At 68.6% G+C, this 18,341-nt stretch carries 18 protein-coding genes; 4 read left to right on the forward strand and 14 right to left on the reverse strand.

What is annotated here, in order from left to right:
• Positions 1–3 precede the first annotated feature (3 nt).
• Together AB4089_RS12590 and AB4089_RS12595 are read left to right on the forward strand one after the other, a co-directional pair.
• Positions 4–930 (forward strand): amino acid ABC transporter permease, encoded by a 927-nt coding sequence (locus AB4089_RS12590; RefSeq protein WP_441409624.1) that lies wholly within the window; start codon positions 4–6, stop codon positions 928–930.
• Positions 927–1,709, forward strand: coding sequence for an amino acid ABC transporter ATP-binding protein (locus tag AB4089_RS12595; protein ID WP_441409625.1), 783 nt, complete (start codon positions 927–929; stop codon positions 1,707–1,709). Before AB4089_RS12590 ends, AB4089_RS12595 begins: the two co-directional genes overlap by 4 nt.
• 134 nt (positions 1,710–1,843) lie before the next feature.
• On the opposite strand, the gene purM is transcribed toward AB4089_RS12595, so the two are convergent.
• From purM to AB4089_RS12610, 3 genes are all read right to left on the reverse strand, one after another.
• The gene (gene purM / locus AB4089_RS12600) at positions 1,844–3,013 is read right to left on the reverse strand and encodes a phosphoribosylformylglycinamidine cyclo-ligase (protein ID WP_441409626.1); all 1,170 of its coding nucleotides are present in this window, start codon (positions 3,011–3,013) and stop codon (positions 1,844–1,846) included.
• On the reverse strand, positions 3,010–4,701 hold the full coding sequence (gene purF / locus AB4089_RS12605; RefSeq protein WP_441409627.1) for an amidophosphoribosyltransferase: 1,692 nt from the start codon (positions 4,699–4,701) through the stop codon (positions 3,010–3,012). The genes purM and purF overlap by 4 nt, the downstream gene beginning before the upstream one ends.
• Before the next feature lie 110 nt (positions 4,702–4,811).
• Positions 4,812–5,183 carry a hypothetical protein gene (locus AB4089_RS12610; protein ID WP_441409628.1) on the reverse strand — a complete coding sequence of 124 codons (372 nt, stop codon included), beginning with the start codon at positions 5,181–5,183 and terminating at the stop codon, positions 4,812–4,814.
• Between the two features lie 101 nt (positions 5,184–5,284).
• Between AB4089_RS12610 and AB4089_RS12615 the strand changes: the two genes are divergently transcribed.
• Positions 5,285–6,133 carry a class I SAM-dependent methyltransferase gene (locus tag AB4089_RS12615; protein WP_441409629.1) on the forward strand — a complete coding sequence of 283 codons (849 nt, stop codon included), beginning with the start codon at positions 5,285–5,287 and terminating at the stop codon, positions 6,131–6,133.
• Here AB4089_RS12615 and AB4089_RS12620 read toward each other — a convergent pair whose 3' ends face one another.
• Positions 6,134–6,568: a DUF6855 family protein gene (locus tag AB4089_RS12620; protein ID WP_441409630.1), complete on the reverse strand. Its 435-nt coding sequence runs from the start codon at positions 6,566–6,568 to the stop codon at positions 6,134–6,136. It lies immediately after the preceding gene.
• 106 nt (positions 6,569–6,674) lie between these two features.
• The gene (gene bcp / locus AB4089_RS12625) at positions 6,675–7,154 is read right to left on the reverse strand and encodes a thioredoxin-dependent thiol peroxidase (RefSeq protein WP_441409631.1); all 480 of its coding nucleotides are present in this window, start codon (positions 7,152–7,154) and stop codon (positions 6,675–6,677) included.
• Between the two features lie 171 nt (positions 7,155–7,325).
• Here bcp (AB4089_RS12625) and AB4089_RS12630 point away from each other — a divergent pair, with 171 nt between their 5' ends.
• Complete coding sequence (locus AB4089_RS12630) at positions 7,326–8,327, forward strand: serine hydrolase (RefSeq protein ID WP_441409632.1); 1,002 nt, start codon at positions 7,326–7,328, stop codon at positions 8,325–8,327.
• Positions 8,328–8,461: 134 nt separating this feature from the next.
• Here AB4089_RS12630 and bcp (AB4089_RS12635) read toward each other — a convergent pair whose 3' ends face one another.
• The 9 genes from bcp (AB4089_RS12635) to AB4089_RS12675 form a co-directional block, all read right to left on the reverse strand.
• A complete protein-coding gene (bcp, locus tag AB4089_RS12635) occupies positions 8,462–8,974 on the reverse strand; it encodes a thioredoxin-dependent thiol peroxidase (protein WP_441409633.1) in 513 nt (170 codons plus the stop codon).
• A gap of 74 nt (positions 8,975–9,048) precedes the next feature.
• Complete coding sequence (locus tag AB4089_RS12640) at positions 9,049–9,732, reverse strand: winged helix-turn-helix domain-containing protein (protein ID WP_441409634.1); 684 nt, start codon at positions 9,730–9,732, stop codon at positions 9,049–9,051.
• A complete protein-coding gene (allB, locus tag AB4089_RS12645; RefSeq protein ID WP_441409635.1) occupies positions 9,729–11,072 on the reverse strand; it encodes an allantoinase AllB in 1,344 nt (447 codons plus the stop codon). Before allB ends, AB4089_RS12640 begins: the two co-directional genes overlap by 4 nt.
• Positions 11,065–12,261, reverse strand: coding sequence for a glycerate kinase (locus tag AB4089_RS12650; protein ID WP_441409636.1), 1,197 nt, complete (start codon positions 12,259–12,261; stop codon positions 11,065–11,067). The genes allB and AB4089_RS12650 overlap by 8 nt, the downstream gene beginning before the upstream one ends.
• A gap of 1 nt (position 12,262) precedes the next feature.
• On the reverse strand, positions 12,263–14,053 hold the full coding sequence (gene gcl / locus AB4089_RS12655) for a glyoxylate carboligase (protein WP_441409637.1): 1,791 nt from the start codon (positions 14,051–14,053) through the stop codon (positions 12,263–12,265).
• 156 nt (positions 14,054–14,209) lie between these two features.
• Positions 14,210–15,088 carry a 2-hydroxy-3-oxopropionate reductase gene (locus AB4089_RS12660; RefSeq protein WP_441409638.1) on the reverse strand — a complete coding sequence of 293 codons (879 nt, stop codon included), beginning with the start codon at positions 15,086–15,088 and terminating at the stop codon, positions 14,210–14,212.
• A 59-nt stretch (positions 15,089–15,147) separates the two neighbouring features.
• Positions 15,148–15,948 (reverse strand): hydroxypyruvate isomerase family protein, encoded by an 801-nt coding sequence (locus AB4089_RS12665; RefSeq protein WP_441409639.1) that lies wholly within the window; start codon positions 15,946–15,948, stop codon positions 15,148–15,150.
• A gap of 226 nt (positions 15,949–16,174) precedes the next feature.
• Positions 16,175–16,987 (reverse strand): bifunctional allantoicase/(S)-ureidoglycine aminohydrolase, encoded by an 813-nt coding sequence (locus tag AB4089_RS12670; RefSeq protein ID WP_390206482.1) that lies wholly within the window; start codon positions 16,985–16,987, stop codon positions 16,175–16,177.
• Entirely contained in the window at positions 16,984–18,339 is a 1,356-nt protein-coding gene (locus AB4089_RS12675; protein WP_441409640.1) for a DUF6986 family protein, read from the reverse strand. The genes AB4089_RS12670 and AB4089_RS12675 overlap by 4 nt, the downstream gene beginning before the upstream one ends.
• Positions 18,340–18,341 lie beyond the last annotated feature (2 nt).

Here is an 18,341-nt window from a genome sequence, read left to right on the forward strand (position 1 = left end):
ACCATGAGCCTTTCACGGACCGCCGGCACCAGGGGCGAGTACACCGTAGTGACGGCCCGGCACCCGTGGCGCTGGGTCGCCGCAGCGGCGGTGACCGCCGTCGTCGGTCTGCTCCTGCTGTCGGCCGTGACGAACCCGCGCTTTGGCTGGGACAAGGTGGCCCTGTACTTCCGGGACATCACAATCGTCAACGGCATTGGCATCACGCTGATGCTGACAGTCGTCTGCATGGCGGCCGGCGTCGGACTGGGCGTCATCCTGGCCGTCATGCAGCTCTCCGCCAACCCGGTGGTCAAGGCCTCGGCCGGCATCTACGTGACGGCTTTCCGGGGCACCCCCGTGCTGGTCCAGCTGCTGTTCTGGTTCAATCTCTCGGCGCTGTACCCGGAAATCACGTTCGGCATCCCGGGCGTCAGCCTCGATGCCAACCAGCTCATCACGCCCCTGGCCGCGGCCATCCTGGGCCTGGGGCTCAACGAGGCGGCCTACATGTCCGAGATTGTCCGGGCCGGCATCCAGTCGATCGACCAGGGCCAAGGCGAGGCCGCGGGGGCGCTGGGCATGTCACGCCTGCAGACCCTGTTCCGGGTGATCCTGCCGCAGGCCATGCGGGTGATCATTCCCCCCACCGGCAACGAGTTCATCGGCATGCTGAAAATGACCTCGCTGGTCAGCGTCATCGCAGTCCCGGAACTGCTGTATTCAGCCCAGATCATCTACTCCAAGAACCTCCAGGTGGTGCCGCTGCTGCTTGTGGCCAGCATCTGGTACATCATCGTCACCACCGTGTTCAGCGTGGGCCAGGGGTATTTGGAGCGGCGGTTCTCCCGCGGTACCTCCCGGTCCGTGCCGCCGTCGGCCGCCGAACGCCTGCGGCGTTTCTTCAGGATCCACTCCCCGCAAGCCTCAGGAAGGGGCGGTAAGTCATGACCACCGAGACAGCAGGGCCAAGGCCGCTGGTGCGGGCCGAGGGCGTCCGCAAGAGCTTTGGAACCAACGAGGTCCTCAAGGGCATCGATCTTGAAATCCGGCGCGGCGAGGTGGTCTGCATCATCGGCGCCTCCGGATCGGGAAAGAGCACCTTCCTGCGGTGCGTGAACCATCTGGAAAAGATCGACGGCGGCCTGCTCCGGGTGGAGGACCGCGTGGTGGGCTACCGGCTCAAGGGCCGCAAGCTGCACGAACAGTCCCACAATGAGATCTGCGCCGACCGGAGCGACATCGGCATGGTGTTCCAGCACTTCAACCTGTTCCCGCACATGACCGTGCTGGAAAACCTCATGGAGGCCCCGCGGAGGGTGCTCAAACAGCGCAAGGACGAGGTCCGGCGCCGGGCGCTCGGGCTCCTGGACAAGGTGGGACTGGCGGAGAAGGCCCAGGCCTACCCGCGCCACCTCTCGGGCGGGCAGCAGCAGCGCGTGGCGATCGCCCGGGCACTCTGCATGGAACCGAAACTGATGCTCTTTGACGAGCCCACGTCCGCCCTGGACCCGGAACTCGTCGGCGAAGTCCTCCGCGTCATGAAGGATCTTGCCCGGAGCGGAATGACCATGATCGTTGTCACCCATGAAATGGGATTCGCCCGGGACGTCGCTGACCGTGTGGTGTTCATGCACGGCGGCCGGATCCTTGAGGAAGGGCCAGCAGAGGCGGTCATCAACCGTCCCCAGCATGAACGGACGCGCGCCTTCCTGTCCGCGGTGCTCTAGGCCTTAACCATCGAGTGCTCCGTAACTGCCCCCTGACCTCGCAAGCTCGGCCAGGGAACCCTGCCGGCGTGGGCCCAACCGCCCTTATGCTGCTGCAAACGGCAGGTGCGGAGCACTCGATGCTTTTAGGGGCTTTAGGCGTAGGCGTTGACCAGCCGGACGGCGCCGCCGTCGACGCCCTTGGCGCCCTGGACGTAGTCCGGGCCGGTCTTGACGATGGAATCCGAGTTCTCCTGGACAGTGCCCATGATCCAGGACGGAAGGCCGCGGTCGTTGAGCCGGGTCACGGCGGCGTCGGCCGCTTCCGGCGACACGATGGCCACCATGCCGACGCCCAGGTTCAGGGTGCGCTCGAGATCGGCCAGCGGGACGTTGCCGAGCTCGGAAACCAGCTTGAAGATGGCCGGGAGTTCCCAGGTGGCGCGGTCCACGGTGGCCAGCAGGCCCTGCGGGAGGACACGGGCCAGGTTGGCCGCGAGCCCGCCGCCGGTCACGTGGCTGAAGCCGTGGACGGCCTTGCCGGCCGCGGAGCCGTTCACCGGGAAGGTGCGGGCGAGGTCCAGGCAGTCCGCCGCGTAGACGCGGGTGGGCTCGAGGAGCTCCTCGCCCAGGGTGCGGCCGAGTTCGGAGACCTGGCGGTCCAGGGCCCAGCCGGCGTGGTTGATGACGCGGCGGACCAGGGAGTAGCCGTTGGAGTGCAGGCCGGAGGAGGCCATGCCGATTACGACGTCGCCGGCACGGACACGGTCCGGGCCAAGCAGCGAGTCGGCCTCGACAACACCGGTGGCGGCACCGGCGACGTCGTATTCGTGCTCACCGAGCAGGCCCGGGTGTTCGGCGGTTTCGCCGCCCACCAGGGCGGTGCCGGCGACCGAGCAGGCGGCCGCGATGCCGCGGACGATGTCCGCGATGCGCTCCGGGACCACCTTGCCGCAGGCGATGTAGTCGGTCATGTAGAGCGGCTCGGCGCCCACGACGACGATGTCGTCCACCACCATGCCGACGAGGTCGAAGCCGATGGTGTCGTGGATGTCCATGGCCTGGGCGATGGCCACCTTGGTGCCGACGCCGTCGGTGGACGTGGCCAGCAGCGGGCGCTTGTAGGTCAGGAGCCGGGAGACGTCGTAGAGGCCCGCGAACCCGCCGACGCCGCCGATCACCGAGGAGTTGTGGGTTGCCTTGACGGCGTCTTTCATGAGTTCGACGGCGCGGTCTCCCGCTTCGACGTCGACGCCGGCGGAGGCGTAGGTGATGCCGGCGTTCTGGGCGGCGTTCATGTCAGCGGCCGGGGAGGCGGAAGTCATACTGGCTCTTTCTTGTCGGCTTTGGTGACGCGGTCGGCATCGGTGAGCAGTTCTTCGAATTCGGAGTCCGGCCCCGGATCGCAGCCGGTGGCGCCGGCCTTCTCGGCCGGATCGTCGGAGATCGAGGTGCCGGGTTCGGCGTCGGACGCTGCGGAGGCCGTGGACGCCGCCTGGGCGGTGCCGTCAGCGGGGGCGGCACCGGACGCGGACGGCAGTCCGCCGAGGTCCGTGCGCTCGAGCAGGTTCTTGCCGAGCTTGTCCGCGCCGGGGAGCTCGATCGGGTACTTGCCGGTGAAGCAGGCGGTGCACAGGCGTTCGCGCGGCTGCCGGGTGGCCTCGATCATGCCGTCTTCGGAGATGTAGGCGAGCGAGTCGGCGCCGATGGCCTGGGTGATTTCATCGATGGTGGCGCCGTTGGCGATCAGTTCCGCGCGGGAGGCGAAGTCGATGCCGTAGAAACACGGCCACTTGACCGGCGGGGAGGAAATCTTGATGTGGACGCTGGCGGCGCCCGCTTCCCGGAGCATCCGCACGATGGCGCGCTGGGTGTTGCCGCGGACGATCGAGTCGTCAACCACGACGACCCGCTTGCCGCGGATCACGGATTCCAGGGCGTTGAGCTTGAGGCGGATACCGAGCTGGCGCAGGGTCTGTGAGGGCTGGATGAATGTGCGGCCCACATAGGAGTTCTTGACGAAACCGTGCGCGAAGGGGATGCCGGATTCCTCGGCGTAGCCCACGGCCGCGGGGGTGCCCGATTCCGGCACGGGGATGACAATGTCCGCTTCCTGGGTGTTTTCGCGGGCCAGCTGGCGGCCCATCTCCACGCGGGACTCGTACACCGAGCGGCCCGCGATGGAGGCGTCCGGGCGGGCGAGGTACACGTATTCGAAGACGCAGCCGGCCGGGGTCGACTCGGCGAAGCGCTGGGAGCGGACGCCGTCCTCGTCGATGGCGATGAACTCGCCGGGTTCGATTTCGCGGATGAAGCTGGCGCCGACGGTGGCGAGGGCGGACTGCTCGGAGGCAACCACCCAGCCGCGTTCCAGCCGGCCGAGGCACAGCGGACGGATCCCGTAGGTGTCCCGGGCCGCGTAGAGGGTGCCCTCGTCCATGAAGACGAAGCAGAAGCCGCCCTTGATCTTGGGCAGCAGCTCCATGGCGGTCTCTTCGAGGGACTTGCCCTCCTCGCCCTCCAGGAGCGCCGTGACCAGCGCCGTGTCCGAGGTGTTGCCCTGCTTCATCTCGCCGCTGAGCTGGCCGCCGTTGCGGTCCTCGATCATCGCCTTGAGCTCGGCCGTGTTGGTCAGGTTGCCGTTGTGGGCCAGCGCCACGGTGCCTGTGGCGGTCGCGCCCAGGGTGGGCTGGGCGTTGGCCCAGTGGCTGGCGCCCGTAGTGGAATAGCGGCAGTGGCCGACGGCCAGGTGCCCGGTCAGGGTGTTCAGCGTGGTCTCGTCGAAGACCTGGGAAACGAGGCCCATGTCCTTGTAGACGTTGATCCGCTTGCCGTCGCTGGTTGCTATGCCAGCCGACTCCTGACCGCGGTGCTGCAGTGCATACAGCCCGTAATAGGTGAGTTTTGCTACTTCTTCACCGGGTGCCCAGACCCCGAAGACGCCGCATGCGTCCTGAGGGCCTTTTTCGCCTGGGAGAAGATCATGAGAAAGTTTTCCATCGCCGCGTGCCACTGGTCGATTATCTCACGATGTGCGCTAAGACTTTTCCGGCCGCCGGTTTATGACCTGCCGCCCGGCTCAGGTGCTGCTCAGGCGGGGTTGAGTTGCGTTTGGGCGCCGGCTCAGGCGCCGTTCTCGTCGTCGTCGGCGTCAGGTGCGGACTCGACGACGGCGTGCTCGGCGCGGCGGACGCTCAGCCGGTCCAGCACCAGGGCCACCGCGGCACCCAGGATGACGCCGCCTGCAGCGCACAGGACCATGAAGAAACCGAAGACCGAGCCGCGGTCGTAGCTGGCGTCACCGGGGAGGGCGTAGGCGATGATGGCCGCGACCGCCACGCCCACGAGCCCGCCCAGGATCAGGAAGGGCACATACTTGGGCGCCCGGCGGACGGTGACCTCGCGGCGCTCCGGAACGCCGCCTGGAACGCTGCCCGGGGCAGGTTCCCGCTGGGGGTCGGAGCCTGCGGTGCCGGGTGTTTCGTGGGAAGACATGCCGTTAAGCCTACTGCCCCAGGACTCATTGCCGGGGCCCGGTTCCCGGGGCAGACTAGGGGATGGGGGAGGGCCAGGTACACACGAGCTAAGGAACCGCCATGTTAGCCTCGGCCGACCGCGTTCGTGACCAGCAGCGCATGATCTGGAACGAGTTCTCGGCGGGCTGGCACAAATGGGACGCGGAACTGCTCGGCTGGCAGGCTCCATTCGGGGAGGCCCTGCTCGAGGAGCTGCGGCTGCGCCCCGACTCCCGAGTGCTGGACGTCGCGGCCGGCACTGGCGAACCTGGTCTCAATGTGGCCGGACAGGTGCCGGAGGGCAGCGTGGCCCTGGCCGACATCTCGTCGGGGATGCTCCGCGTGGCCGAGGAGAAGGCAGCGGTCCGGGGCCTGCAGAACCTGGACTTTCAGGTTTGCGACGCTGCCGCCATGCCCTTTGGAAACAGCACGTTCGACGTCGTGTACTGCCGCTTCGGGTTCATGTTCTTTCCCGTAATGTCCGCGGCCATGGCTGAGATGGCACGCACCGCCAAGCCGGGCGCCCGCGTTGGGGCCGTCGTTTGGGGACGCGCCGCCGCGAACCCGTGGGCCAGCCTGATCCTGGGCACCATTGCCCGGCATCGGGAACTTCCCATTCCGCCCGCAGGGACTCCCGGGCTGTTCCGCTGCGCACCAACCGGGTTCATGGCGCGCCTGTTCAAGGACGCCGGGCTCGCGGACGTGTCCGAGCGCCAGGTCAGCGCCGAGCTGGTGCACGAATCCCCCGACAGCTACTGGGAATTCATGACCGACATCGCGACCACCGTGGCGATGGGGCTGGCCAAGGCCGACGCCGAGTCGCGGGCTCTGATCCGCCAGGACGTGTTCGCGCTGCTGGGCCGCTACGAGCACGACGGCGCGATCCGGCTCCGCTCGACCGCCACCGTGGTGTCCGGGACCAAGGTGTAGCTAGGCGGGCGACGCGGGGCCGGACGCGTCCGCGATGATCGCGCGCACGCTGTTGTTGCGCTTCTCGTGGGTGAGTTCCACCAAGCCCAGGGCCTCGAGCAGGGGCGGCAGGTACATCCCAAACCGTCCCCGGTAGCCCTTGCGCAGGCCGTACCAGCCGCCCACGGGGTTTTCGGGGTCCCGGCCCCAGGCTTCCACTGTCCCTTCTGCCGCCGGCTTGTTTTCGTCGGCGGCGCCCAAGGGAACCCAGTCCACCTTCTCCATCAGCCAGAGGTGCAGGTCATCCAGTGCCCGGAGGTGGTATTTGAGCGTGGTGGACCCGACCTGGCACACCAGCGCCGGCGGATCGGACTCCTCGTCACGGTACATCGAATACTCCGAGGTGCCTGGGGCCGTCCTGAGCTGCCAGGGATCCTGCTTGGTGCCGTTTGCCACGCCGTGCCCGCCTTCTGTCCGGCCGGATGCCCGGCGCCGATGGTCCGAGCCTACCGAGCCATCCGGCGCGGTGCGAGGCAAACTTGCGGGAGTCGACGATTGGGCGTCAGACGCCCAGTTCTTCCTTCAGCGCCGCGACGTGGCCCTGCGCCTTGACCTGGTACCGCGCCAGCTTCACCCTGCCCTCGGGATCCAGCACCACCGTGGAGCGGACGATGCCCTCCGTCACCTCGCCCTGGACCAGCTTCTCGCCCCACGCGCCGTAGGCGAGGGCGACGGCGTGGTCCTCGTCGGCCAGCAGCGGGAACGTCAGGGCGAAGTCGCCGGTGAAGTGGGCCAGGGCCTCGGGGGCGTCGGGGGAGATGCCCAGGACCTCGTAGCCGGAGCCCTGCAGGGAGGCAAGGTTGTCGCGGAAGTCGCAGGCCTCGGTGGTGCAGCCGGGGGTCGCGGCCTGGGGGTAGAAGTACACAATGACGTTCTTGCCGCGATAGTCGGCCAGCGAAACCGGCTTGCCTTCGGCGTCGGGCAGCATGAAGTCCGGGGCCGGCGTGCCGGGCTGGAGCTTGACGGTCATGTTTGCGCTCATGATGATCCTTCGGGGAGTGGACAACGGGTCTGTGATGCACAACATCGTTGGCCGAGGCTGTATTCCGCCGCCTGAGCCTACCAAGGACCGGTCCCGGGGCTGCATTGGAAGGCCGCCAATGACGGCTTATTCATAGCTCGGGCACAGCTGCAGTGGCTAGCGTGGAGCACCATGGAACAGCAGACACCACCGCAGCGACGACCCGGATTCCGGCGCGGCGCCGGACGCGGGCCCCGCCGAATGGCCGTCCGGCCGCGGATCCTGGTGGGGTCGGTCTGTGCCGCAGTGCTCGCCGTCGCGCTGGCGGCCGGGTTCTTCTCGGCCGCGGAGGGACGGACCCTGACAGCCGCCGGCGGCCTGTCCGCGGCCAGTCCGGCAGCGGGCGGCGGCGCTTCGGCGTCGGGTGGTGTCGAGGCCTCTGCGGAAGCTTCAGCGAGTGCTTCGGCCCCTGCATCCAAGCCGGCGGTGGGCACGGTGGACGCGGCACTGGACGCGCGCATCCAGGCCATCCTGGATGCCAACAGCCAGTACCAGATCGGCGTGGCCCTGATGGACGTGTCTTCCGGAGCGGACCCCGCGGAGGTCCATGAATACGGGGTCCGGGAGAACTTCGTGGCGGCCAGCACCGCCAAGGTCCTGGCCGCCGCAGCCTACTACCACCTGGTCGAAACCGGCGCCGCGAGCCTCGATGACCCTTTGGGGGCCTACACTGCCGGGTTCCAGCTGCGCGAGATGGTCCAGCAGAGCGACAACGACTCGTGGTCGCTCATCATGGACGCGGTGGGCCACTCGGAACTGACGGACTACGCGGCGTCGCTTGGCGTGGACTACGACCCGGAAACCAACACGCTCACCCCGGCGGAGATGACCAGGATCCTGGCGGGGGTCTATTCCGGGAAGCTCCTGGATGCCGATGACACCGCCCAGTTGTTGTCCTACATGCAGGAAACGAACTACGAAACGCTCATTCCCGCCGCGGTGCCGGACGGGATCACGGTCTTCCACAAGTACGGGCTGTTGGACGATGAACTGCACGACGCCGGCATCCTCGCCCGGGACGGCACCGCCTACGCACTGGTCATCTACACCAAGGGCCAGAACCTGAGTGACGTCCCGGAACGCACCGAGGTGATTCATCAGCTGACCCAGGCGGTGGCGGGCGCCCTGTTCTAGGCTGTCCGGGGCGGAGCGCGGCGTGATGTCGGAAATCGGCGTCGGAATCTGACCACCGCACCGTGGATCCGCGGCGCCCTCGTCCGCCACCCGGGCAGAAATCCGAACACGGCGCGCGGACCAGGCATCGGCGCCTAAATGCCGAGCTCCTGCCGCAGCGCCCGAACGTGGCCCTGCGGACTGACCTGGTACTGCGCCAGGACCACCAAGCCGTCGGGATCGACCACCACGGTGGACCGGACCGTTCCTTCACGGACCTCGCCGTCCACCAGCTTCTCGCCCCAGGCGCCGTAGGCGAGTGCCACGGCGTGGTCCTCGTCGGAGAGCAGGGGGAAGGTCAGCGCATGCTCGGCGGCGAAGGCGGCCAGGGCCTCGGGGGCGTCGGGGGAGATGCCCAGGACCTCGAAGCCTGCGCCTTGGAGGGAGGCGAGGCTGTCGCGGAAGTCGCAGGCCTCGGTGGTGCAGCCGGGGGTGGCCGCGCGGGGGTAGAAGTACACAATGACGTTTTTGCCGCGGTAGTCGGCCAGGGAAATCCGGCGGCCAGCGGCGTCAGGCAGCGCGAACCCCGGCGACGGGGTTCCCTTCTGCAGTTTGGTGATGCTGTTCAGTTTGGCGGCGGGCAGGTTGGTAGCCACGGTGGATTGCATGGAGTTTCCTTCGATACGGGGGTCGGGATGGGTGGGGCAGCGGGTCGCAGATAGCGGGTCTCAGAGGGCAGGTCTCAGATGCTGAATTCCGCGGGCCCCCGCACCGTCGCCCGCGGGCCGGGGACGAAGCGGTAGCCGCCGCTGCGGACGGTGACGACGGCGTGCCGGCAGCCCTTGAGTTTGCGGCGCAGCCGGCCGACATATACGTCGATGGACCGGGTCGCGGCGCCGGGGGTGTCGAACGCGTCGAGGCAATGCTGCAGTTCCTGCCGGCTCACCGTGCGGGAGCAGTTCTGCACGAGGCATCTCAGGAGCATGAACTCCAGCTCCGTCAGGGGCACCCGCTCGCCGTCGAGCCTGGCGTCCCCGGCGGCGAGGTCGACGGCAAGCCGGCTGATGCTGCCAGGGACCGGAGCAAGGACGGGCGCAGGGACCGGCCCAGGGCCAGCCCCGCCGTCGCCCGCCCCGCCGTCGTCTGCGGGGGACAGGACGACGGCGGACGTTGCGGCTCCGGCGGCGGGCCTAAAGTGGACTTCCGCCTCCGGAGCACATCTGAGGGCGCGGCCGAGCACGAGTTCGGCCGCGCGGGCCAGGCAGGCCGGGTCAACGTCGGCATCGTCCGGGACGGTAACCCAGACTGCCAGCCCCTTCGCGGTGAGGCCGGCCTGCCGTGCCTGTCCGTTGTGCCGTGCCTGTCCGTTGTGGTTGACCCGTCCGTGAACGGCGGGCGCGGTGCCGGCCACCGCCGCCTGGCTCACACGCCGCCGCGGCGGATCAGCTTGCCGGTCGGAGTCCGGCCGTCGACCAGGGTGCCGCGGAGGTAGGTCTGGCGGACGACGCCGGAAAGCGCCTTGCCGTCGTACGGGGTGATGGGATTCTTATGCTTGAGCTTGGAAACATCCACAACGTACGCCTCGTCCGGGGCAAAGACGGCGAGGTCGGCGTCGTACCCCAGCGCCAACTGGCCCTTGTTGCCCAGTCCGGCGAGCTGGGCCGGCTTGGCCGCCATCCACGAGAGCACCTGCTCCAGCGCGATGCCGCGGTGCCGGGCCTCGGTCCAGATCAGCGACAGGCCCAGCTGCAGCGAGGAGACGCCGCCCCAGGCCACGGCGAAGTCACCGTTTTCCAGGTCCTTCAAATCCAGGGTGGACGGGGAGTGGTCCGAGACGATGCAGTCGATGGTGCCGTCCTGCAGGCCGGCCCACAGCAGCTCGCGGTTGGAGGCCTCGCGGATCGGCGGGCAGCACTTGTAGGCTGTGGCGCCGTCCGGGATTTCCTCGGCCGTCAGCGTCAGGTAGTGCGGGCACGTTTCCACCGTGAGGCGGACGCCGTCTCGCTTGGCGCTGGCGATCATGGGCAGGGCGTCGGAGGAGGACAGATGAAGGATGTGGGCGCGGACGCCGGTCCAGCGGGCCCGTTCAATGACCTCGGCGATGGCCTTGTTCTCGGCGCCGCGGGGGCGGGAGGCCAGGAACGTGGAGTAGTGGTCGCCGCCCGGGTGCGGGGCGTGGTCGATCGCGTGGGAGTCCTCGGCGTGGACGATCATGAGCGAGTCGAAGGACTTGAGCTCGGCCATGTCCTCTTCCATCTCGTCTGCTTCCAGGTGCGGGAACTCGTCCACACCGGAGTGCAGCAGGAAGCATTTGAATCCGAAGACGCCCTCGTCGTGCAGTGGCCGCAGTTCACTTTTGTTGCCGGGGATGGCTCCGCCCCAGAAGCCGACGTCCACGAACGCCTGGTCCCCGGCCACCTCGCGCTTGAGTTTGAGGCCCTCCACCGTGGTGGTGGGTGGGATGGAATTCAGCGGCATGTCGATGATGGTGGTGACGCCGCCGGCCGCGGCCGCCCGGGTGGCGGACGCGAAGCCCTCCCACTCGGTGCGGCCGGGCTCGTTGACGTGGACATGGGTATCCACGAGACCCGGCAGGAGGGTTTCGTCGTCGGCGAGCTCGATCACTTCACGGCCGGAGAGGCCGTTGCCCAGCGGCTCGATCGCGACGATCACGCCGTCGCGGATGCCGACTTCCCGTGCGGCGATGCCGGCCGTGGTCAGGACGCGCCGGCCGCGGAAGACGAGGTCGTAGGACTCTTCAGACACTGAGGGTCTCCTTTCCCGGAGCACTGTCCAGGGCGCGGGCGCCCTGCGCGGAGTACGCCACGTTGGTCAATTGCTCACCGAGTTGCCGTCCGAGTCGCTCCAGGAGCGGAGCGGCCTCGGCTATACATGTGTCTACATTGCTTTCCAGTTCCGTCAAAGCGTGGACCGCCAGGAACCCGGAACTGCTGATCTGCTCCGGGCTCAGGACCGAGCGGCCGCAGACCGCGACCGCAGGGACCCCGGCCCGGCGGGCCGCCCGGGCAACGCCCACCGGAGTCTTGCCCAGCAGGCTCTGTTCATCGAGGCTGCCTTCGCCGGTGATCACCAGGTCAGCACCGGCCAGCCGCTCCGCCAGCCCGGTGAATTCAAGGACGACGTCGATGCCCGGCCGGCGGGTCGCGGCCAGTACCGCGATGGCGGCGTAGCCCGCGCCGCCTGCCGCTCCGGCGCCCGGTGCCTCGGCGGCCTTGCGTGCCCGCGGCCCGATTTCGGCCGAGAGCACGTCCACAAAGTGGGCCAGGGCGGCGTCGAGGGCGGCTACATCCTCCGGCGTGGCACCCTTCTGCGGGCCGAAGATCGCCGCCGCGCCCTGGGGGCCGAGCAGCGGGTTGTCGACGTCGCTGGCGAGCACGAAGCGTGCCCCGTCCAGGCGGGCATCGAAGCCGGAGAAATCAATCCAGTCCAGCCTGGCCAAGGCCGCGCCGCCGGGCGGCAGTTCGTTGCCGTCGGCGTCGAGGAACTTGGCGCCGAGTCCCTGCAGGATCCCGGCGCCGCCGTCGGTGTTGGCGCTGCCGCCGACGCCGAGGATGATCTGCCGGGACCCGGCGTCGAGTGCTGCCCGGATCAGTTCGCCGGTGCCCAGGCTGGTGGCGCCCGTGGCGTCCTTGAGGCCCTCGGGCAGGACGGCGAGCCCGGACGCGGCGGCCAGCTCAATGACGGCCTCGCGTCCGCGGACCGCGAATTCGGCCCGGAGCGGCGCGCCGGTGGGGCCGCTGACAGTGGCGCTGCGGCGGGTGAAGCCGGAGCCGACGGCGGCATCGAGGGTGCCCTCGCCGCCGTCGGCCACGGGAATAAGCAGGACGTCCAGGTTGCCGCCGCACGCCCGCTGCAGCCCCGCTTCCAGGTGCCGTGCAACGTCCGGGGCCGAGAGCGATCCCTTGAACTTGTCCGGCGCTATGACGACGCGCATCTCAGGCCTGCAGAGCCAGGATGGCGGTGGGGGCGTCCTCGGCGGTCTCGGCCAGGGCCTCGAACTCGTTGACGGCGTTGATCTCGGTGCCCATGGAGATGTTGGTGATCTTCTCCAGGATCACTTCGACCACCACGGGAACCTTGAACTCGCCCATGAGCGCCTTGGCCTTGCCGAACGCGGCGGGCAGGTCCTCCGGGGTTTCCACCCGGATGGCCTTGCAGCCCAGGCCCTCGGCCACCTTGATGTGGTCCACGCCGTAACCGCTGGCGGTTGCCGAGAGCTCGGTGGAGTTGATGTTTTCGAACGCCAGGGACACGTTCTGTTCCATGTTGAACCCGCGCTGGGATTGGCGGATCAGGCCGAGGTAGGAGTTGTTGACCACCACGTGGATGTACGGCAGGTTGAACTGCGCGCCCACGGCCAGTTCCTCGATCATGAACTGGAAATCGTAGTCACCGGACAGGGCAACAACGGTCTCGTCCGGCTTGCCACGGACCACTCCCAGCGCGGCGGGGGCCGTCCAGCCCAGCGGGCCGGCTTGACCGGCGTTGATCCACTTGCGCGGGCCGAACACGTGCAGCATCTGGGCGCCGGCGATCTGGGACAGGCCGATGGTGGACACGTACGTGGTGTCGCGTCCAAATGAACGGTTCATTTCCTCGTACACGCGCTGGGGCTTGATCGGGACGTTGTCGAAGTGGGTCTTGCGGTGCAGGGTCGCTTTGCGCCCTGAGCATTCGGCAACCCAGGCGGCGTAATCAGGCAGCGAACCGGCGGCGCGGCGTTCCCGGGCCAGTTCCAGCAGGCCGTCCAGGGCGGCGCCGGCGTCGGAGGCGATGCCGAAGTCCGGGGAGAACACGCGGCCGATCTGGGTGGGCTCGATGTCGATGTGCACGAAGGTGCGGCCGGCGGTGTATGTGTCCAGGCCGCCGGTGTGGCGGTTGGCCCAGCGGTTGCCGATGCCGATCACGGCGTCGCTGCGCAGGAAGTTCTCGTTGCCGTAGCGGTGGCTGGTCTGCAGGCCCACCATGCCGGCCATCAGGGTGTGGTCATCCGGGATGGCGCCCCAGCCCATCAGGGTGGGGATGACGGGGACGTTCAGCAGTTCGGCCAGTTCCACGAGCTGCTCGGACGCGCCGGCGTTGATGATGCCGCCGCCGGCCACGATCAGCGGGCGCTCGCCGGCGGTGAGCATGTCCAGGGCCTTTTCCAGCTGCTTCCGGCTGGCCCGGGGCTTCTCCACGGGCAGCGGCTCGTAGGTGTCGATGTCGAATTCGATCTCTGCCATCTGCACGTCGATCGGCAGGTCCAGCAGCACGGGACCGGGCCGGCCGGAGCGCATCAGCGCGAAGGCCTTCTGGAAGGCTCCGGGGACCTGACCCGGTTCCAGGATGGTCATAGCCAGCTTGGTGACGGGCTTGGCGATGGACTCGATGTCCACGGCCTGGAAGTCCTCTTTGTGCAGCTTGGCGACGGGGGCCTGGCCGGTGATGCAGAGCATCGGGATGGAATCGGCCCATGCCGCATACAGGCCGGTGATCATGTCCGTGCCGGCGGGGCCGGAGGTGCCGATGCAGATGCCGATGTTGCCGTCCTTCGCCCGGCTGTAGCCGTCAGCCATGTGGCTGGCGCCTTCAACGTGGCGGGCCAGGGTGTGGCGGATGCCGCCGTGGGCCCTCATGGCCGAGTAGAACGGGTTGATCGCCGCGCCTGGCAGGCCGAACGCCTCGGTGGCGCCCTCCTTTTCCAGGATGGCGACGGCTGCGTCTACGGTGCGCATCTTCGTCATGGTGTGCTCCTTGAAAGTCTGTTTTTGGGTGTGGTGGGGGAGCCGCCGTCGTTGAAGTACGACGGCGGTTGCCCGGTTTTGTGTTTTATCCGGCCTGCCGCCGGAGGTGCTCCTGCTGGCGGCCCGGTTATTTCGGCCTGGTTTCTTTCGGCCTGGTTACTTCCGGCCGCTGAGCTGGAGGACCTGCTTGAAGAGTCCCGAGTGGTCCAGGCCGCCGTCGCCCTGGTTGACGGTCGCGGCGACGAGCTGCGCGACGACGGCGCCGAGGGGGACGGCGACGTTGGCCTCGCGGGCGGCGGCGGTGACGATGCCGAGGTCCTTGTGGTGCAGGGCCAGGCGGAAGCCGGGATCGAAGTTGCGGTCCAGCATCTTCTGGCCCTTCTGCTCCAGGACCTTGGACCCGGCCAGGCCGCCGCCGAGGACCTTGAGTGCGGCGTCCGTGTTCACGCCGTACGCCTCGAGGAAGGCGATCGCCTCGCCGAGGACTTCGATGTTGACGGCCACGATCAGCTGGTTGGCTGCCTTGACGGTCTGGCCGGAGCCGGAGGGGCCGACGTGGACGATCGTCTTGCCGACGGCGGCCAGAACATCGCGGGCGGCCTCGAAGTCGGCGGTGTCGCCGCCCACCATGACGGAGAGCGCGGCGTCGATGGCGCCCTGTTCGCCGCCGGAGACCGGGGCGTCGAGGGGGCGGATCCCGGCGGCCCGGGCGTCGTCGGCCAGGCGTTTGGCGACGTCGGGGCGGATGCTGCTGGCATCGACCCACAGGGTGCCCTTGCGGGAGTTGGCGAAGACGCCGTCGGGGCCGCTGACCACGGCTTCGACGTCGGGGGAGTCCGGCACCATGGTGATGACGACGTCGGCGTCCTTGACGGCCTCGGCGATGCTGCCGGCACCGCGGCCGCCTTCGGAGACCAGCTTGTCGATCTTGTCCTGGCTGCGGTTGAAGCCCGTGACCGTGTGGCCGGCCTTGACGAGGTTAATGGCCATGGGCAGGCCCATAATGCCGAGTCCGATGACTGAAACGTTGCTCATAGTGGTTCCTTTACTGAAGTCTCTTGGTGCCGGTGCAGGCGGGGGCGCGGTGCTGGGGATCAACCGGCGGCGTGCTGGCGGATGGCCCAGCTGAACGCGGTCTCCGCCGGCTCCTTGTATTCGAGGCCGATGTTGCCCGCGTAGCCGAGTTCGCGGCTGCGGGCGATCCATTCGCCGAGGGGAAGCTGCCCGGTTCCGGGAGCCCCGCGGCCGGGGTTGTCGGCGATCTGGATGTGGCCGAAGTCCTTCGCGTGCTTTTCGATGACGGCGGCGACGTCGTCGCCGTTCACGGCCAGGTGGTAGAAGTCGGCGAGGAGCTTGATGTTCCCGGCGCCGGATTCATTCTTGACCCGTGCAATGACGTCGAGGGCGTCCTGGGCCTTCAGCAGCGGATAGCGGGGTGCGCCGCTGACGGGTTCCAGGAGGACGGTGCCGCCGATGCGGGCGACGCCGTCGGCCGCCGTCGCGAGGTTTTCGGCGCCAATGGCGTCCTGCTTCTGTGCGGATTCGCCGTCAATGCGGTTGCCGTAGAGGGCGTTGAAGGCCTTGCAGCCGAGGCGCTCACCGATCCCGGCGACGACGTCGACGTTGTCCAGGAATTCGGCCGAGCGTGCGGGCCAGGAGACCAGGCCGCGGTCACCGCCCGGCATGTCGCCGGCATTGAAGTTCAGGCCGGTGAGCTGCACGCCGGCGTCGGTGATGGCGTTCTCAAACCGGGTGACCTGGGCATCGGTGGGGACGGAGGTCTCGAAGGGCCACCAGAATTCGACGGCGTCAAAGCCGGCGGCCTTCGCCGCGGCGGGGCGTTCGAGCAGGGGGAGCTCCGTCAGGAGGATGGAGCAGTTCACGGAGTACGTCATTGTGGATTCCTTCGGACTGGCATATTTCGTATTGTGGAAACAATATCTTGCTCTATGAAAAGTTTAGGCGTGTGACGGGTGGCAGTCAACCCTGTTGCGGTGACGGTTGGGCGGAAATAGCCCTCCCGTGTTAACAAGGCCTCCGGCAACGGCTGTGCGGTTTAAACCGAAGCGCCCCGGCCATGGGAGGCCGGGGCGCTTCGGTTTGGCTGCACAGCTGCGGAACTCAGGTCAGGCGGATCTGGCGGTTGACGTCCTTGTACAGCAGGTACCGGAAGTTGCCCGGGCCGCCGGCGTAGCAGGCCTGCGGGCAGAAGGCGCGCAGCCACATGAAGTCGCCGGCCTCCACCTCCACCCAGTCGTCATTGAGACGGTAGACGGCCTTGCCTTCCAGGACAAAGAGCCCGTGTTCCATGACGTGGGTCTCCGCGAAGGGGATGGAGGCGCCGGGCTTGAGCGTGACGATGTTGACGTGCATGTCGTGGGCCAGGTCCTCCGGGTCCACGAAGCGGGTGGTGGCCCAGGCGCCGTCGGTATCGGGCATGGCCCGCGGTTCGACGTCCTGGTCGCGCGTCACGAAGGATTTCGCCGTGTAGCCCTCCAGCGGCTCGTAGGCCTTCCGGATCCACTGGAAGCTGGCGATCTCGCCGGACTCGTTCGCCACGGACCACTGGGCACCGGCGGCAAGGTAGGCGTAGCCGCCTTCTCCCAGCTTGTGGATTTCCCCCTCGAGGGTCAGGGACAGGGCGCCCTTGGTCAGGAAGATGACGCCCTCGACGCCGGCCTCGGGCTCGGGTTTATCCGCGCCGCCGCCCGGGCCTACCTCGACAATCAGCTGCGAGAACGTGGTGGCAAAGCCGGCGATGGGCCGGGCAATGATCCAGGACCGGGTGTTGGTCCAGCCCGGCAGCTTGCTGGTGACGATGTCCCGGAGCACGCCCTTGGGAATGACCGTGTAGGCCTCCTTGACCACGGCGCGGTCGGAGAGGATCTGGGTCTGCGGCGGAAGGCCGCCCTCGGGGTAGAAATAGTTGCTCATGAGTGTGCTCCTTCTGCAGAGGGGGTGGAGGTGTTGGCCAGCCGCGGATGGGCCAGCACGGTGAGTTGGGGGAGCGCGACGCCGGCCAGCGCCAGGACTTCATCGGCGCCGACGGCGCCGCACTGGACCCCGCGCAGCACGAACGCCGCGAGGGCACGGGCGGTGGCGGGCTCGTCCATGACGCCGCCCGCGGTCTGTTCGACGTAGTTGCGGAGCCGGGCCGCGGCGGCGGGAAGCCCCTGCCGGTAGAAGGCGTAGGTCGCGGTGAACCGGCTGGGGAGCTGGGCGGGGTGGAGGTCCCAGCCCTGGTAGTAGCCGCGTTCCAGCGACCGGCGGACCAGCCGGCCGTGGAGCTGCCAGGCCTGCTCCACGTTCTCGCCCACCGGGATGATGTTGGTGGAGCCGTCGGAGAGCCGGATGCCCGTGCCGGCCACGGCAAGCTGCATGACTTCCTTGGCGAAGTCCGCCACGGGATGTTCCATGGACTGGTATTCGGCGGAGATCTGCAGCGACGCGGAGTAGTCGTAGGTGCCGTAGTGCAGCCCGCTGATCCGGCCGGGCACCGCATGCGGCAGGCGCGCCACCGGCGAGGTTCCGTCCGGGCCCAGGATGAGCTGCGGGGTTTCCACCTGCACCTCAAAGCGGAGCCGGCCCGCGGGCAGTGAGTGGACTTCCTCGAGGCGTGACACGGCGAAGTCCATGGCCTCCACCTGCGCCACGGTGGTGACCTTGGGCAGGGTGAGGATGAGCCCGTCCGGCAGTTCGCCGGCCGCGGCCAGCCGCGAGACAAAGAGATCCAGGGTCCGCAGGCCCCGGGCGCGGGTGGCGGCCTCGAAGCACTTGAAGCGGATCCCGATGAAGGGCGGCGCGGTCCCGGCGGCGACGGCGACGGCCACGGCGGACGCCGCGGTGAGCGCGGCGGCGTCCTCGGCGTCGTCGCCCCGGTCGCCGAACCCGTCCTCAAAGTCCAGGCGGAGGTCCTCGATCGGCTCGCACGCGAGTTTGGCCCGGACCCGCGGTGCGACGGCGGCGGCCAGTCCGGCCTCCTGTCCCTGCAGCGCGCACAGGCTCTCGACGCCGCCGCGGGCCTCGACCGCTGCCAGGGCCTGGGCGCCCCAGTCGGCGGTGAACTCCGGGTTGAAGCGGTCGGCCGGGACGTAGACGGTGTGCACCGGCTGGCGGGTGCCGTCGTCGCCCGGGTAGCTGCGCTCCAGGAGCAGGTCGGTGTCGGCGAGCCGCGCATCGATCCGGGCGAGGTCGGCCCCGGAGAGGGCCGTCGTCGGGGAACCCTGGCTGCGCGGTTGCGGCTGCGTCTGTGGATGGGACCGGGCGCTGGCGGAGGTGGCTGCCATGC

It is taken from the genome of Arthrobacter sp. 2MCAF15, assembly GCF_052115605.1.
Taxonomy (GTDB): Bacteria; Actinomycetota; Actinomycetes; order Actinomycetales; family Micrococcaceae; genus Arthrobacter.

What these genes read in the sequence shown, in the direction of transcription:
- gcl (WP_441409637.1), bottom strand. Translation starts at nt 14,053, where the DNA reads ATGACGAAGATGCGCACCGTAGACGCAGCCGTCGCCATCCTGGAAAAG.
- bcp (WP_441409633.1), bottom strand. Translation starts at nt 8,974, where the DNA reads ATGCAATCCACCGTGGCTACCAACCTGCCCGCCGCCAAACTGAACAGC.
- AB4089_RS12595 (WP_441409625.1), top strand. Translation starts at nt 927, where the DNA reads ATGACCACCGAGACAGCAGGGCCAAGGCCGCTGGTGCGGGCCGAGGGC.
- AB4089_RS12660 (WP_441409638.1), bottom strand. Translation starts at nt 15,088, where the DNA reads ATGAGCAACGTTTCAGTCATCGGACTCGGCATTATGGGCCTGCCCATG.
- AB4089_RS12610 (WP_441409628.1), bottom strand. Translation starts at nt 5,183, where the DNA reads ATGTCTTCCCACGAAACACCCGGCACCGCAGGCTCCGACCCCCAGCGG.
- AB4089_RS12615 (WP_441409629.1), top strand. Translation starts at nt 5,285, where the DNA reads ATGTTAGCCTCGGCCGACCGCGTTCGTGACCAGCAGCGCATGATCTGG.
- AB4089_RS12670 (WP_390206482.1), bottom strand. Translation starts at nt 16,987, where the DNA reads ATGAGCAACTATTTCTACCCCGAGGGCGGCCTTCCGCCGCAGACCCAG.
- AB4089_RS12675 (WP_441409640.1), bottom strand. Translation starts at nt 18,339, where the DNA reads ATGGCAGCCACCTCCGCCAGCGCCCGGTCCCATCCACAGACGCAGCCG.
- AB4089_RS12650 (WP_441409636.1), bottom strand. Translation starts at nt 12,261, where the DNA reads ATGCGCGTCGTCATAGCGCCGGACAAGTTCAAGGGATCGCTCTCGGCC.
- purM (WP_441409626.1), bottom strand. Translation starts at nt 3,013, where the DNA reads ATGACTTCCGCCTCCCCGGCCGCTGACATGAACGCCGCCCAGAACGCC.
- AB4089_RS12590 (WP_441409624.1), top strand. Translation starts at nt 4, where the DNA reads ATGAGCCTTTCACGGACCGCCGGCACCAGGGGCGAGTACACCGTAGTG.
- AB4089_RS12665 (WP_441409639.1), bottom strand. Translation starts at nt 15,948, where the DNA reads ATGACGTACTCCGTGAACTGCTCCATCCTCCTGACGGAGCTCCCCCTG.
- AB4089_RS12630 (WP_441409632.1), top strand. Translation starts at nt 7,326, where the DNA reads ATGGAACAGCAGACACCACCGCAGCGACGACCCGGATTCCGGCGCGGC.
- bcp (WP_441409631.1), bottom strand. Translation starts at nt 7,154, where the DNA reads ATGAGCGCAAACATGACCGTCAAGCTCCAGCCCGGCACGCCGGCCCCG.